Here is a 13,177-nt window from a genome sequence, read left to right on the forward strand (position 1 = left end):
GGTTTGTCCAAAACGCTCGGATACTGACAGGTAAAAACACCTATTTTGCGTGCTGCTACGTGAAATCCGAGTCGTGAATCTTCTGCCCAAAACACAGATTTCAATCTCGGACGCGAACTTTTCTGCCGTGGAAACCGAAGCCGACTTTTTCAACCGAATCGGCCGAAAGCAGTCATAAGCCCACAGCCGCCACAGATCAGAAGCCAAAAAATCTGAAGCCTTGCTTGTAATGGGAGGATCTGCGAAGCGAAAGCTGCTTAAGCCTCCGCTTCTTCATCAACTGCTCTTTCTTTTGAGCTGGAGGTCAATGAAATCCAGCTCCGCCTTGATTGCGTCAATCGTGAGCGTCTCGACTTTACTGGCTTTGTTTGCTCTTGAATTGAGCTTTTTCGTATTGGCCATGGTGAGAATGATCCCGTTCAAATGGAGCTTTCGGGCCTTTAGATAATCAGGCCTTTGTACGCTGTTCTGTGGTGGTTTGTTCATGTCTGGACCGCTAGTAGGCCCGAAGCAACCAGTCCTCGCCGGTTGCTACGGGAAGGTTTAGGCTAGGCCGCCAATAGATCAATCAGGCTGTGTTGGTGCGAGCGAGCCGCGAGTTCTCGCCAGGTCCAGCTTCCAAAGTGCTCGCCCAGTTCAGGGATATCCAGCTTCATCAGTGCAACCGGGTCACGACTAATCAGGTTGCGTGCGGCCCACAACTTACCGCCTGTTTCCAGCAGCGCTTTCGCGGCCTCATTCCACTTTTCTTCTAATACCGTGTTTGCCAGATGTGCTGCTTCTTTTTCAATCTTGGCATGTTCTTTTTGTGCCTTCGTAATATGCAGATCAATCGTCACCAGCTCCTGCTCCAGGGCGGTGATGAGCAGTTGTTGGCGGCGGTGATGCTCAGCCGCAGCCGTGAGGTTTTTTGCTGCCTTTTGAGCTTCTGCGTTAGCGGCTTTCTCGCCCTCTACATCGCCCCAGGCCACAGCCTGTGCATAAGCGGTGGCCGCGTCCGTTTCAGCTTGTCGAACTTTTGCCATGTCTTCCTGATCGCTCTGGCGGACCTGCTGCAACCGAGTCTCGATGCTGCTGCGCTTTTCGTTGAGTTCCATCTCGTCGGCTTTCCAGTTCGCTATATCGCTGAGATAGCCCGCAGCCAAGCTCTCACGGTTTGCCAATGTCTCAAGGCGATGAATCTTCTGGTTCAGTTTGCTGATCTCGAGGTTTCGCGAGTCGATGCGTCTTTTGTGATCGTTGATTTCATCCTGCACGGCTCGTTGACGGCCCTGCTGGATAACCTCCGGGCTTTCCAGCCCCTCTTCGAAGGGAGCCAGGTCACCCTGAATGCTCTCCACTTCGAGGGTCAGTTGGTCGCGGCGGTCTTTCAATTCTTGGATAGTGTTCATCTGTATTGTCTCTGAGCATTACGTTTGATAGGAGTGGTTGAACGGCTGGCGAGGCCGGGAATTAGCCGGCGCTACCTCGATCAGCAGGCCTGTCGTCAGGCGGCCTTGGCCTCGCTTTCATCCGTTCCAGGGACTGTCTTCACCACATAGCAGCGTTGAGGTCCTAACCCGGGCAGGCGAATCAAGCTGTACGCCTTTCCATCACTTCCCGGCTCGAGCACGCCCCGTTGCAGCAGCTCCTTGTTCACCGCACTGATATTCATGCCCTTGAAGATCTCGGCCCTCCAGGCTTCAGGCAGCACGTAGTAGGTGTTGGTGGTGTGCAGGGCGTCGCCCATGCCGTGTTCCAGGGTCTTGCGAAAGCCCAACCGATCAATCGTGCGTGGGCCGTGCTCATCGATCTTGGCGGCGGCAGATTCCCAGCGGGTAAAGCGGCTTTCTCCGAATCGCTCGATGACCTGGCGTAGTCGTGCCAGGATCGCATCGCCCTCGAAGTTACCGGCGCCGCCGCGTTCGGCCAGCCATGCATGCAGGCACACACGTGCGGCGGTCGTGGCCGTACCGTCCGGCCAGCCGGTGACGCCGAAGGCGGTGGCCAACTCTCCGGCCGCTGCTGCGAGGCCAAAGCGAAGGGCGGCACGCTGGGCCTGGCCGCTGGCCGAGGCGGGCAGGTTTTGAGTGATGAACTGCTCCACCGTGCGGCGAACAATCACCGCCCATCTGAGCATTTCTCCAGGCGCACATAGTGCGTGCAGGAAGGCGGTGAGGGGCGTGCCGTAGTACTTGGCTACGCGAGCCTTGAGCGCATCGGAGAGGGCAGCAGCATCCTCAAAACCGTTCAACACATCGAACATGCCGAGACCTTTGCTCGCATCGGCTGGGACGGCGAGCATGCGCACCTCCATACCGGCTTTCAGCTCCTTGTTGGCATCTGCCATGTGCTGCGCCAACGTCTTCTCGCCGGTCGAGAGAAACAGCAAGCGCCACTCTTGCACCTGTCGGCCCGCTTGTCCCCGATCATTAGCCCGGGCCTTACCGGTGCCATTGCCGAGCATGTACACCGTCTCGCCAATAATGCGCGGGTCACACATGCCGATTTCATCCAGCACCAGGAGGCCATCTGAGTGTGCGGCTGCGATGGACTCAAGGGCGTTATCGGTCGAGCGCCATGAACGCACCAGACGCGGCCCGCCATAAACCGACGCAGCGACTTGCAGGTGAGTGGTCTTGCCCCCGGAGCTATCGCCATACAGGTGGAAGCCACCCGACTCATGACCAAGCAGGTTCAGCAGAGGCCCTGCAAAGGCCACAGAGACGACAAACGCCAAGCGATGGTTACCAACGCACAGGGCGCCGATTTGCTGCTGCCACTGCTCCAGAGAGCCCGCCTCGCTGATCAGAGGCAGCTGGGCACCGGCCTCATAAAAATGCAGGTGCTCGGCGTGCGAGCCAATCTGTTGTTCGGGCAATAGAAACGCCTTGTCGTGCCAGCCCAAGCGCGTTACCAAGCGTGCGCGCTGGGCGCTGTCGAAGCCGCCGAGATAACTCTGCAGATCATTGCGTGCGTTACGCCCGGATCGACTTCCTGCAAGGCGCAAACCCATATCAACCAGTGGACCAAGTACATCCTTGCCGAAGTCGCCGGTCATGGTTCGGGCTGGAATGTTCCAACGTTTTTTAGCGCCGTCTGGGTCATCGAATTCGACCAACAAGCCCCAGTTGTGGCCTTTGTCGTCGCGAGTGCGAGCGATGATTTCGAGAGGCGAACACACGGGGCGCGCCTCACCATCATCGCCGGAGTAAAACACCCCCTCAGGCGTCAGGCGAAAGCCGCCCGGCAACAGGTCATTTTTTGATTTCGCAGGACGTTTGGCGGGCGCCTTGGCCTTCGGTTGTTGAGGTTCAGTTGGCTCAGCGGCACTGCCGAAAAACTCACGGCTGCCCACCAGCTCGGCGACGTGGCCAGCGGTCCAGCCTTTGGCTATCGCATCCGCTGCATCGTCGCCGTCTGCCCATTTTCCACCCTTAATGAGCGTGGGCTTTCCGCCTTTGCTGCTTGGCTTGAGCTTGAACACGTCGAGGGAGATTCGTTGTACCGAAGCGGCGCCCAGCTCAATCAACTTGAGCTCGATGGCGTCCATGCAGGTCTTGCCGCTGGCATCGTTATCGGGCCACAGCACCACCTCGCGCCCTTTGAGTGGCGTCAGGTCGGCCTTGTGCCAAGAGTTGGAGCCGTTCGGCCAGCACGTGGCTACATGGTCGGGCATCAGTTCAGCGGCGGCATCAGCAGCCTTCTCGCCTTCACACAGCACCACAGGCGCATCGGCCCGCTGTGCCAGCTCATCCAGGCGCAGCAGTGGCCGGGGCTCAGGCAGGCCTTGCCAGCGCCATTGGGTGGTTTGACCATCGGAGCGCTTGCACCAGGTCAACGGTGCAAAGACCTTTCGCGGTTTGCCGTCTTCGTCGGGGCCCAAGTCGAAGCGATACAGCGCCATTACCGGCTGGCCCTGAGGATCGCGATAGATCCACACCTTGGACGGAACACCGTGTTGCCGGTGCTTGGCAGGGCACTTGTTCATGGCCTCGACCGGGATCGGCTGTATTGCAATCCACTCCGGCGCTACAGGCTTGACCGGTGCGCTTTTGGCAGTCGCGGAGCCAGCGGAAACGCTGAGCAGATCCGCTAGCTTTTTACAGGCCTCAACGTCTGTGCTGCCCTCGATGTAGCGCACCAGGTCGATCAGGTCACCGCCCTTATCACCGGTGGCAAAATCCGCCCAAGTGCCTTTGCTCAAATTGACCTTGAGTGAGCCCGCACGTTTGTCAGAGCGGGTAGGGTTTGGTGCGGTGTATTCCTTGCCGCCGTCGACGCGTTTGCCGTTTGGCAGCCAGTGAGCAAGCACACGGTCGATGTTCTTGAGAGCAGCGCTTTTTACGTCTGCAAAGCTGGGGTGTTTTGAGGTGTTGCCGGTGCGCTGAGTCATGGCGTTGTCCTCGTTGCATACAGCGCATCGTTGACGTCATCGATCAGCGCTTTTGCCATTTCGCCTAGGTAGAGAGCAGGCCAGCTGTACCGCTCGCCCTCGTTACTCATGGCTGCGTCGAGGGTCAGTTGATTGGCGTAGTACTGAAACAGCGATATGGCCTCAAGTGCGTCCTCGATTGGCACGCCTGCATTGACCCTAAACAGCTTTTGAGTACCGCTGGCAACGCATGAGAATTCGGCACGCCCGAGAGTGTTAGCAGTGTTCACAGCGCACCGCCTTTCTGGCCCATTGGCACAGAGGTGGCATCACCGTATAAGGTGAGTGTTTTGATCAAACCCAAGGTGCCGCGCACGTCCCAAATCACGGAAGACAGCACGCGGTTGGAGAGCGCGGGTTTGTCGCCGTCGAAGTGATCTTCCAGCAGCATTAGAACTGAGTCGGCACGGTCGAGGGCGCAGGTGATGGCATCGATGGGAATACCGGCTTCGGCTTCCTGGCTGACGCAGAGCAGGTCCTCGGGCAGTGAAAAGCCTGGGAGCATGCTCATTGGGCACCCCCTGCGGTTTCCAGGGCGCGAGCCTTGGACATATGGGCGTTGTAACGGGAAAGGCGTGAAGCGAGGCTGGAGTTGGCGTGTAAAGCGGCGAGAGCCATTGCTCGATGAGCGGCGGCGCGAATTTTGGACGGATTGAGGGCGTGCATGTGTGGAGCTCCTTCTTAAGTGAGAACTGCCACGGTTCGTCGCCAAACGAATTAGGGTGGCAGCTGTGCGCAGGTTGGCGAACCGGGTAAGAAGGAACCCGGCAGACCCGAAGGTCTCCCGCGCACAGCCGCCATAAAGCAGGAATGCGGGCACAAAAAAAGCGCCTGCAATCGTAATGGGGGCGCCTATGCGCCTTCTTAAACTCGGGTCGCCAAACCCGGTCGCTGAATTTGCAGCGACGGCCAGAGAGTAACGTCCATTTTTTGAAAGTGCAACCGTGCAGATCACTTGCGGATTTTTTCGACGCGGCATAAATTGATCAGGCATGTAGATTTACCTCAACGCCTCCGGTTGCCGCCGGGGGCGTTTTCGTTTCAGGCATGTAGGTCCCAGCGTAGGGAGACAAAGGGCAACAGGTCGCTTTCAAGGCACGCGCGCGCATCCTCATAGGCATCGATTTGTTGGCCTTCGTCGACGATGATTGCTTGAGGGGCTTGGCAGGGAACTGACAATGCGCACCAGATGCCATCTCTCCATCGCATCACCATGACGTCCCGGTTAAGGCGTTTTTGCTCCGTGCGGTAACGTTCAAAACGCTGCATACCGCGTGATGAGAAACCCACTTTTCTGAGTACAGAAAAGGGCTGCAGGATTGCCCAGTTGGCGGCTCGATTTTTCATGCTGCCACCTGATCGCGGGCAGCGATGCGTGCACGTGTCCATGCCTGGACTTCCCCCAATACCCACGCAACCGGAGCGCTTCGGGCATTGCTGTTACTCAGCTTTACCGGCAACGGGAATCCGCTTTCAGGTTGACGCATCAGCTTGTAGATAGTCGGGCGTGCGAGCCCTACGATTGAAATGACCTCGGGCATGCGGATGAGGGTCATTGAGGGATCATGCGAGGGAATTGCTTTTAAAACGGTAGTCATAGCGAGCTAACCCTTTGTTAATTGAGACAACGGGTCATACGCTACGCCGGGGAGGGAGAGTGGACTGTGTCCGCTCCCTTGTTATTTCAGAGGTCTGAGGCCCAGGGCGGTCAAATGCTCTCGAATGGTTTTTTTTATGCCGAAGCCTTCCCGTTTGGAAAGAATATTGGTCAGTTCAGCATCGGTCAGACTTCGCATTTCAATTTTCCGGCCGTTAATGATTTGCTCAGCAGCCGCCTTGATTTTTGCTCGTCTATCCATTGTGTCGGTCTGTATTTTTGAGCTGGGATCTCGGTTCCCCTTACCGGCTTCCTGACCTCGTCTTGTCGCCTTTGTTGAAAAGGCGTCGTCGAGAATTCGATGCATCAGGTTTGATGTGTTGAAGCCTTTTTTAAACACATCCATCCGCTCCACCTGGCGATAAAGGCTCGCCATCAACAGAGCCTGATTCGCTTCGCTTAGTAACGTCGCGAATTCTTCTCGTGCCCTGATTTCGTTCCCGCTGCTGCGGTCCCGCTCTTTTTCGATCAGGGCAAGGTACTGGCGGGGTGAGTCATGTTTCAGCTGCTCTATCAGGTCTGCATCAATGTCGTAAGTGGTGAGCTCAAGTTCGAACAGCCAATTTGCAAGCGTCTCCACAGCCTGCATTCCCATTACTAGGGCAAAGGTAGCCGCAAGCTGTGAGTCTGCTGCGGAATGACTCACCCCAAGAAACTGTCGAATGACACTGGGCAATGAGCCTGCCTCTGCATAACTGGCATGCTCGCTAATTGCATCGCGAAGTCGATAAAGGGTTCTTGTTACCGACTCTGCGCACGGAGCGTAGGAGCCGTCCTCAAGCCAGAATGATGTAGCGGTGTTGATCAGATCGAAGGCATCTTTGAAGTGTTCGTTGAACTGCGGAAACAGCGCAAGACTGCGAACGGCTGCCTCGACATCGTCCTGATCCCAGACCAGGCACGTTACGTCGAAACCTGCGATTTCGAGCTCGAGTTCTTCTGCCTCGATGCCCCGCTCAAAGTCCATTTAGATCTCCCCGCCGCCCCGAAGCCGATAGGCTGTTACAGCGATTTGCAGGTGGAGGCGCCAATGCCAGCAGGGTTGAGGGCGTGGCTTTTCTGTAACACGACTGCTCGATGTAACACGTGGCGCTCAGGAGCTTTGCTGCGCGTGTAACGCTAAATATATTCAATAAATACAATGAGTTATTGGTGGGCGTAACACGCGTAACACCCGTAACACGATTTTTGAGGGGGTGTAGGGTTAACGCCTTCACACGGCCTTCCCAAACTGACCTTGCACTACATTTCCTGCCTCTAGGGAATCAAGATGGTCGGCGTACCATTGCATCATCTGCGTACGCTGCTCAAGGTACTGAGCCTTGTTGTAAATCCCTCGAACACCTTGTGCCTTGTGGCTGAGTTGGGCCTCGATGTGGTCTGCGGGATAGCCATGCTCGTTGAGGATTGTGCTGGCGATGTGGCGGAAGCCGTGACCTGTCTGGCGGCCTTCGTAACCAAGGCGCCGGAGTGCCATTAGGAACACGGTATCGCTGCGGGGTTTAGTGCGGTCGCTTCTACCTGGAAACAGGAGTGGGTAAGCGCCGGTGAGTTGCCGAAGCTTCAATAGGGCTTCGACTGCTTGAGTGCATAGTGGTACCAGGTGCTCACGACCTTTCTTACGACCCTTGCGCTCGACTGGAACGGTCCACAGCCTCTTGTCGAAATCGAACTCTACCCAGTGTGCTTCTCGGAGTTCGCTGGGGCGTACAGCCATCAGGGTCAACAGCCTTAGGCCAAGCTGCACATCTTTGGCGTGGGGATAGGAGCGTATCGCTCGGAGTAACCCTGGAAGTTCATCAGGGGAGACGTGGGCGTAGTTCTCTGCCTTTCCCGAGGACAGAAATTTATGCACACCCTCCAATGGATTGTTGACTGCTCTGCCGGTCACTCGAGCTAGATCATAGATATCTTTGCAGTAAGCCCTCACACGGCTCATCTGTTCCAGAATCCCCTGACGCTCAAGCCCTCTCAATAGCTCCATCCACTCCATCGACATGATTGAGGTGTAGGGGCGTTTACCAAGCGAGGGGAATACATGGCGTTCAAGTGCGCCAAGTATCCTTTTAGCCGTTCCAGCATCCCAGCCGCTAAGGCGAGACGTGTGCCACTCCCTTGCCAATGCTTCAAAGGTGTCGTTGGCCGCATCGATCTCGGCGGCTTGGCGAGCTTTCTTGGAGGTGATCGGGTTCTTACCTTCCGATGCGTCGGAGCGTAGATCAGCCGCTTTCTGTCGAGCGAAAGCGCCACCCACTTCCGGGTAGCCGCCAAGACCAAGCCATGACCATTTGCCGTCCGGCTTCTTGTAGCGTAATTCCCAGGACTTTTGGCCGTTTGGCTTGACCCTGAAATACAGCCCTGGGCTGTCTAGTTCGCGGTATGCTCCCGCCTCAGGCTCCAGGCTGGAAAGTGTCGTGTCAGCGAGAGGGCGTCGCTTGATATCTGTGCGCTTCATCCTTGTATGCCTTCAGTTCAATTACTTATTAAGCATACACGTGGGCATACACGGAGGGGAAGGATAGGGATAGATAGAGATGGACAGCCAGAAACAAGAAAGCCCGCACTAGGCGGGCTTCTTGAGGTGATTCATAGACTGCTGTAGACATCTATGGATCGGTACTTGGTGGCTACACAGGGACTTGAACCCCGGACCCCAGCATTATGAATGCTATGCTCTAACCAACTGAGCTATGTAGCCAAGTGGCGCGCATTATTCGCGTAGAACGGGAATGCGTCAAGCACTTTTATCGAAATTTTTTCTACGCTTTCAATTGTTTAACCGGAATCGCCAGCTCTGGCGACGAGTGGCTTGTCATTCGTCCGCCTGTCGGGCCGCGTGGGGGCGCGGGCTTTCAATTGAGCGACCCTTCACGGTCGTGGTGATTTTCTGCAGATGCCATCCGGCGTCGATCGTGGCGTTGCAAGAGCGTGCCGCAGTCGAGAACGGTAGCGCAAGCGCTGAGCATCAGGTGGGAAAGGTAGGGCTGGACGTCTTCGCCGCTGAGGTTGTTATCGGCGCTGAGGCAGTCGGTAGGGGATGGGGTGTTCGGGCGGTTGGCGATCGCGTCGCGGTGAACGAAAGAAGCAAAATTCGGTTGGGCAGATATCCCTGCCGCCCAACAATTACCCTCTAGAGGGCCTTACGGTTGCGACGGGTTATGCGTGACGCGCTTGAGGTGTTCACGCGCGCGTGACAAGCGTGAGCGAACGGTGCCGATGGGTATGTCCAATACGTCGGCGGTGTCCTGGTAGCTGCCGTCGGTCTCCAGTGAGGCGTACAACGTCTTGCGCATTTCTGTGGGCAGGTGGTCGATGGCGGTCAGGGTTTTCTCCAGTCGGCGGTTGATCTCGAACTGCCAATCCAGGTTCTTGGTTTCCTCCTGCCCATGCCACAGCGACTCATCGAATTCGCAGTGCACAGGCTTGGCGTACAGGCGGCGGAAGTGGTTGCGTACCAGGTTCTGAGCAATCCCGCACATCCAGGTACTGAGGCTCGCCTGACCACTGAAGCGCTCCCTGTTGCGCCAGGCTTCCAGGTAAGTCAGTTGCAGTATGTCGTCTGCATCTTCGGGGTTGAGTACGCGTTTATGAATAAAACGCCGGAGTTTTTTCTGTTGGTCGTCCGTCAGTTGGAGCATGAATTGAGGCGAGCTGCCAACCAGGTGCGCTAAAGCTTCAATTGGGATATTCACGTTTTTTTCCTCAGGGTAGACGCTATCGAAATAAGTTCGATGGAAACCCCTTTAGCACTGGGTGTGCCAAATGGAAAAAGATCGCAACTAGCTGATTATTAAAGGTAAATATCTTGAAATGGAGAGATATTGCGCAGTAGTTTGCAAAAAGCGCCGAGGGTTTGTGCCGGTCTTGTCAAACCTCTCGATAGCCGCGTTCTGATGGAACCGTATCGGTAGGCATTGCCACATAGGGACACACTCTTCCCGTCTTGGCATGCTTATGAAAGTCGAATCCCCTAAAGATGCGCCCTCTGCCCAGCGCCTGGATCAATCCGCCTTTGCGCCTGTTTCCACGCCCGCACCCGCGAAGGTTGATGAGCTTGCTTCGCTCTTCGACCAGGAAGTGATTGCCAACAACCGCGCTCAGCGCGCGATGTCGATTCGCGTGCCCCCCACCGAGCAGCTTGCGCAACTTTATGAACAGCTGGGCCATCCTGCTCAGGAGTCCCTGGCGACTATTTCGCGGCGGTTCAGGCACCAATTGCAGCAGCATCCCAGTGTCGACAAGCTGGTAGAGCTCGCCGAGGGCGACCCCGCACGCGCCTACGTGGTGCTCAAACATCTGGAAGCCCAGGCCGACAATGATGTGCGCCCGACCGAAGCTGCCTTGGCGCGCGATGCTATTGGCATGCTGGCGGTGGGCTTTAAAGGGGAGATCCAGGCTGGCCTCAAATTCGCCACGGCGTTGATGGAGGCCGGTGGTGATCCGCAGGAGCGCCAAGCGCTGCGCGCGCTTTATTACGCCAGCGTGGCCACGCGCCAATCCCTGGCGACGATGATGCAGGCGCTGTTGGGCGTATACGGCGGCGATACATTTTCCGTCAGGCTCATCAGCATGCGTAAAGCCTTGGCTGACGACATCGCGGTCCTGGTTTCGTCAATGACCACGCCGCGTTTGCGCACCTTGTTGCTGGCCCTGCAAAGCTGTGGGCAACTGAGCACCGTGTTGGCCGGTTGCCACGCGTTGATCCAGCGCCTGGGCATCGGCTACGACGCCGTCAGTCTTTTGCAGCGCCTGCTGGGGTATGCCGGCAGCGGCATCGATGCGGGCGAAATCCTGCGACTTGGGCATGATCTGGGCAGTGGCCCGAGCCCCCGGCAAGTGATTGTTCTCAACGCGCTTTACCCTCTGGTCCGGCAATTGCCTTTGGCCTTGTGGCCTGACAGTCGAACCCGCCAGGGCGCGCTGGACAGCTTTTTGGCCGTGATGGGGGAACTGGAGCGGATCGAGCGCGGCCCGATCAAGTTTGCCGGTGACCTGGGGGCGTCGGCGTGACTGCACTGTCAGCCATCAACGCTGTACTGCTCAAAATGGCCCAACGTGCCGAAGTCCTGGGCGCAGTGGTGATCCTGGGCATCGTGTTTATTTTTATCGTGCCGTTGCCCACCTGGCTGGTGGACATTCTGATCGCGCTGAACATTTGCATATCCTGTCTGTTGATCGTGCTCGCGCTGTATTTGCCAGGCCCCTTGGCGTTCTCGTCGTTCCCATCGATTTTGCTGCTGACCACCATGTTCCGTCTGGCGCTGTCGATCGCCACGACGCGCTTGATTCTGCTGGAACAGGACGCCGGCGACATCGTCGAGGCCTTCGGCAATTTCGTCGTGGGCGGCAATCTGGCGGTGGGGATGGTGATCTTTCTGATCCTGACCCTGGTCAACTTTCTGGTCATCACCAAGGGTTCGGAACGGGTCGCCGAGGTGGCGGCGCGGTTCAGCCTGGACGCGATGCCGGGTAAACAGATGTCCATCGACAGTGACCTGCGTGCCGGGCTGATCGACGGCACGCAAGCGCGGGACAAACGTGAGCAGTTGTCCCGCGAGAGCCAGCTGTTCGGTGCCATGGACGGTGCGATGAAATTCGTCAAGGGCGATGCCGTCGCCGGTTTGATCATCGTTGTGGTCAACCTGTTGGGTGGCTTCACCACGGGCATGTTTCAACACGACTTGAGCGCTGCCGAGTCGATACGGCTGTATTCGGTGCTGACCATCGGCGATGGCCTGATCGCACAGATTCCGGCGCTGCTGATCTCCCTGACCGCCGGCATGATCATCACCCGCGTGGCTCCGGACGGGCGCAAGGGTATCAGTAACATGGGCGCCGAAATTGCCCGGCAAATGACCAGCGAACCCAAGAGTTGGATGATTGCGTCGGTGGGGATGCTCGCGTTTGCTGCGGTGCCCGGCATGCCTACCCTGGTGTTTATCCTGATTTCGATGGTCACCGGCGGCCTGGGTTATTACTTGATGCGCCAGCGTCAACGACTAGAACAGCCGGCCGCCGAAGCCGCTGACGCCGTGCGCCCGGAGCAGAACGGTGATGAAGACTTGCGCGGGTTTGATCCGTCGCGACCGTACTTGCTGCAGTTTTCCCCGGTTCTGCGCGGAACCCCTGAGGTCACCGAGCTTATCCATGGGATACGCCAGGCCCGAAACACGCTGGTGGCCAATATCGGTTTGACCTTGCCGCCGTTTGAAGTCGAACTTGATGACGCCCTGGCCGCCGATGAAATGCGCTTTTGTGTGCACGAAGTGCCGATGGTCAAGGCCTCGGTCGTCAACCATTTGGCCGTGGAACGCAAGGCGCTGGCGGTTGAACCCGAGCACGCAATACCGGGCAAGGCCGACCGCGATGAACAGGATTGGCTGTGGTTGGCGCCTGATGATCCGCTGCTCGATGACCCGCAGCTGGAGCGCTTTACCGCGACGAGCCTGATCATTGAGCGCATGAGGCAGGCGATGATGCTCAGCGGGCCGCAGTTCCTGGGGATCCAGGAGAGTAAATCGATCCTCAGTTGGCTTGAGCACAATCAGCCGGAACTGGTGCAGGAACTGCAACGCATCATGCCGCTCTCGCGGTTTTCGGCGGTCCTGCAACGCCTGGCCAGCGAAGGGGTGCCACTGCGTGCCGTGCGGCTGATTGTCGAGTCGTTGATCGAGTACGGCCAGCATGAGCGCGAGCCCGAAGCGCTGGCTGACTACGCGCGCATTGCCCTCAAGGCGCAGATTTTCCACCAGTACAGCGAGGAAGACGGCCTGCACGCCTGGCTGCTGTCGCCCCATACCGAAAACATCCTGCGCGAGGCGTTGCGTCAGACGCAGACCGGGGTTTTCTTTGCGCTTGATAACGAAAGCAGCGCCGCGTTGATCAACCTCCTCAACCAGGCCTTCACCTTACGCGCCAAAAGCAAAAGTGTGATGTTGGTGGCACAAGACCTGCGCAGTCCCTTGCGCACTCTGCTTCTGGAAGAGTTCAACCATGTGCCGGTGCTGTCCTTCGCCGAGTTGGGAAGCACCTCCAAGGTGAAAGTGCTGGGGCGTTTTGACCTGACCCAGGATGAGCTGGCGCGCGGTGCGCTGGCATGAATCTCC

13 protein-coding genes and 1 tRNA gene are annotated in these 13,177 nt (G+C 57.5%); 2 read left to right on the forward strand and 12 right to left on the reverse strand.

All coding sequences use genetic code 11. The features are described from left to right. Positions 1-276: 276 nt before the first annotated feature. From C4J83_RS03650 to C4J83_RS03705, 12 genes are all read right to left on the reverse strand, one after another. Positions 277-486 carry a hypothetical protein gene (locus tag C4J83_RS03650; protein WP_124416369.1) on the reverse strand — a complete coding sequence of 70 codons (210 nt, stop codon included), beginning with the start codon at positions 484-486 and terminating at the stop codon, positions 277-279. Positions 487-548: 62 nt separating this feature from the next. Beyond that, entirely contained in the window at positions 549-1,391 is an 843-nt protein-coding gene (locus C4J83_RS03655; protein WP_124416370.1) for a coiled-coil domain-containing protein, read from the reverse strand. Positions 1,392-1,486: 95 nt separating this feature from the next. After that, positions 1,487-4,375 carry a DUF927 domain-containing protein gene (locus C4J83_RS03660; RefSeq protein WP_124416371.1) on the reverse strand — a complete coding sequence of 963 codons (2,889 nt, stop codon included), beginning with the start codon at positions 4,373-4,375 and terminating at the stop codon, positions 1,487-1,489. After that, positions 4,372-4,644, reverse strand: a complete 273-nt coding sequence (locus C4J83_RS03665) for a DUF3077 domain-containing protein (protein WP_124416372.1) — start codon at positions 4,642-4,644, stop codon at positions 4,372-4,374. The genes C4J83_RS03660 and C4J83_RS03665 overlap by 4 nt, the downstream gene beginning before the upstream one ends. After that, complete coding sequence (locus tag C4J83_RS03670) at positions 4,641-4,925, reverse strand: hypothetical protein (protein ID WP_124416373.1); 285 nt, start codon at positions 4,923-4,925, stop codon at positions 4,641-4,643. Before C4J83_RS03670 ends, C4J83_RS03665 begins: the two co-directional genes overlap by 4 nt. Then, entirely contained in the window at positions 4,922-5,080 is a 159-nt protein-coding gene (locus C4J83_RS30410; protein WP_164487905.1) for a hypothetical protein, read from the reverse strand. Before C4J83_RS30410 ends, C4J83_RS03670 begins: the two co-directional genes overlap by 4 nt. 375 nt (positions 5,081-5,455) lie before the next feature. Next, positions 5,456-5,761, reverse strand: a complete 306-nt coding sequence (locus tag C4J83_RS03675) for a hypothetical protein (protein ID WP_124416374.1) — start codon at positions 5,759-5,761, stop codon at positions 5,456-5,458. Continuing rightward, positions 5,758-6,012 (reverse strand): helix-turn-helix transcriptional regulator, encoded by a 255-nt coding sequence (locus C4J83_RS03680; RefSeq protein WP_026078127.1) that lies wholly within the window; start codon positions 6,010-6,012, stop codon positions 5,758-5,760. Before C4J83_RS03680 ends, C4J83_RS03675 begins: the two co-directional genes overlap by 4 nt. Before the next feature lie 81 nt (positions 6,013-6,093). Next, on the reverse strand, positions 6,094-7,038 hold the full coding sequence (locus C4J83_RS03685) for a hypothetical protein (RefSeq protein WP_124416375.1): 945 nt from the start codon (positions 7,036-7,038) through the stop codon (positions 6,094-6,096). Between the two features lie 246 nt (positions 7,039-7,284). Then, positions 7,285-8,526, reverse strand: a complete 1,242-nt coding sequence (locus C4J83_RS03690) for a tyrosine-type recombinase/integrase (protein ID WP_124416376.1) — start codon at positions 8,524-8,526, stop codon at positions 7,285-7,287. A 166-nt stretch (positions 8,527-8,692) separates the two neighbouring features. Beyond that, positions 8,693-8,769 (reverse strand) — tRNA-Met (locus C4J83_RS03695). A 442-nt stretch (positions 8,770-9,211) separates the two neighbouring features. After that, entirely contained in the window at positions 9,212-9,763 is a 552-nt protein-coding gene (locus C4J83_RS03705) for an RNA polymerase sigma factor (RefSeq protein ID WP_106578536.1), read from the reverse strand. Positions 9,764-10,025: 262 nt separating this feature from the next. On the opposite strand from C4J83_RS03705, the gene C4J83_RS03710 reads away from it, so the two are divergent. Both C4J83_RS03710 and sctV read left to right on the forward strand, forming a co-directional pair. Beyond that, positions 10,026-11,081, forward strand: coding sequence for a TyeA family type III secretion system gatekeeper subunit (locus tag C4J83_RS03710; protein WP_164487906.1), 1,056 nt, complete (start codon positions 10,026-10,028; stop codon positions 11,079-11,081). Further along, the gene (gene sctV, locus C4J83_RS03715) at positions 11,078-13,171 is read left to right on the forward strand and encodes a type III secretion system export apparatus subunit SctV (RefSeq protein WP_106578538.1); all 2,094 of its coding nucleotides are present in this window, start codon (positions 11,078-11,080) and stop codon (positions 13,169-13,171) included. Before C4J83_RS03710 ends, sctV begins: the two co-directional genes overlap by 4 nt. Positions 13,172-13,177 lie beyond the last annotated feature (6 nt).

This window comes from Pseudomonas sp. LBUM920 (assembly GCF_003852315.1).
In the GTDB taxonomy this organism is placed as follows: Bacteria; Pseudomonadota; Gammaproteobacteria; order Pseudomonadales; family Pseudomonadaceae; genus Aquipseudomonas.

Bases quoted from the DNA above. Each gene is read 5' to 3' on its own strand.
- C4J83_RS03660 (WP_124416371.1), bottom strand. From the start codon at position 4,375: ATGACTCAGCGCACCGGCAACACCTCAAAACACCCCAGCTTTGCAGAC.
- C4J83_RS03650 (WP_124416369.1), bottom strand. From the start codon at position 486: ATGAACAAACCACCACAGAACAGCGTACAAAGGCCTGATTATCTAAAG.
- C4J83_RS03710 (WP_164487906.1), top strand. From the start codon at position 10,026: ATGAAAGTCGAATCCCCTAAAGATGCGCCCTCTGCCCAGCGCCTGGAT.
- C4J83_RS30410 (WP_164487905.1), bottom strand. From the start codon at position 5,080: ATGCACGCCCTCAATCCGTCCAAAATTCGCGCCGCCGCTCATCGAGCA.
- C4J83_RS03680 (WP_026078127.1), bottom strand. From the start codon at position 6,012: ATGACTACCGTTTTAAAAGCAATTCCCTCGCATGATCCCTCAATGACC.
- C4J83_RS03670 (WP_124416373.1), bottom strand. From the start codon at position 4,925: ATGAGCATGCTCCCAGGCTTTTCACTGCCCGAGGACCTGCTCTGCGTC.
- C4J83_RS03655 (WP_124416370.1), bottom strand. From the start codon at position 1,391: ATGAACACTATCCAAGAATTGAAAGACCGCCGCGACCAACTGACCCTC.
- C4J83_RS03685 (WP_124416375.1), bottom strand. From the start codon at position 7,038: ATGGACTTTGAGCGGGGCATCGAGGCAGAAGAACTCGAGCTCGAAATC.
- C4J83_RS03690 (WP_124416376.1), bottom strand. From the start codon at position 8,526: ATGAAGCGCACAGATATCAAGCGACGCCCTCTCGCTGACACGACACTT.
- C4J83_RS03675 (WP_124416374.1), bottom strand. From the start codon at position 5,761: ATGAAAAATCGAGCCGCCAACTGGGCAATCCTGCAGCCCTTTTCTGTA.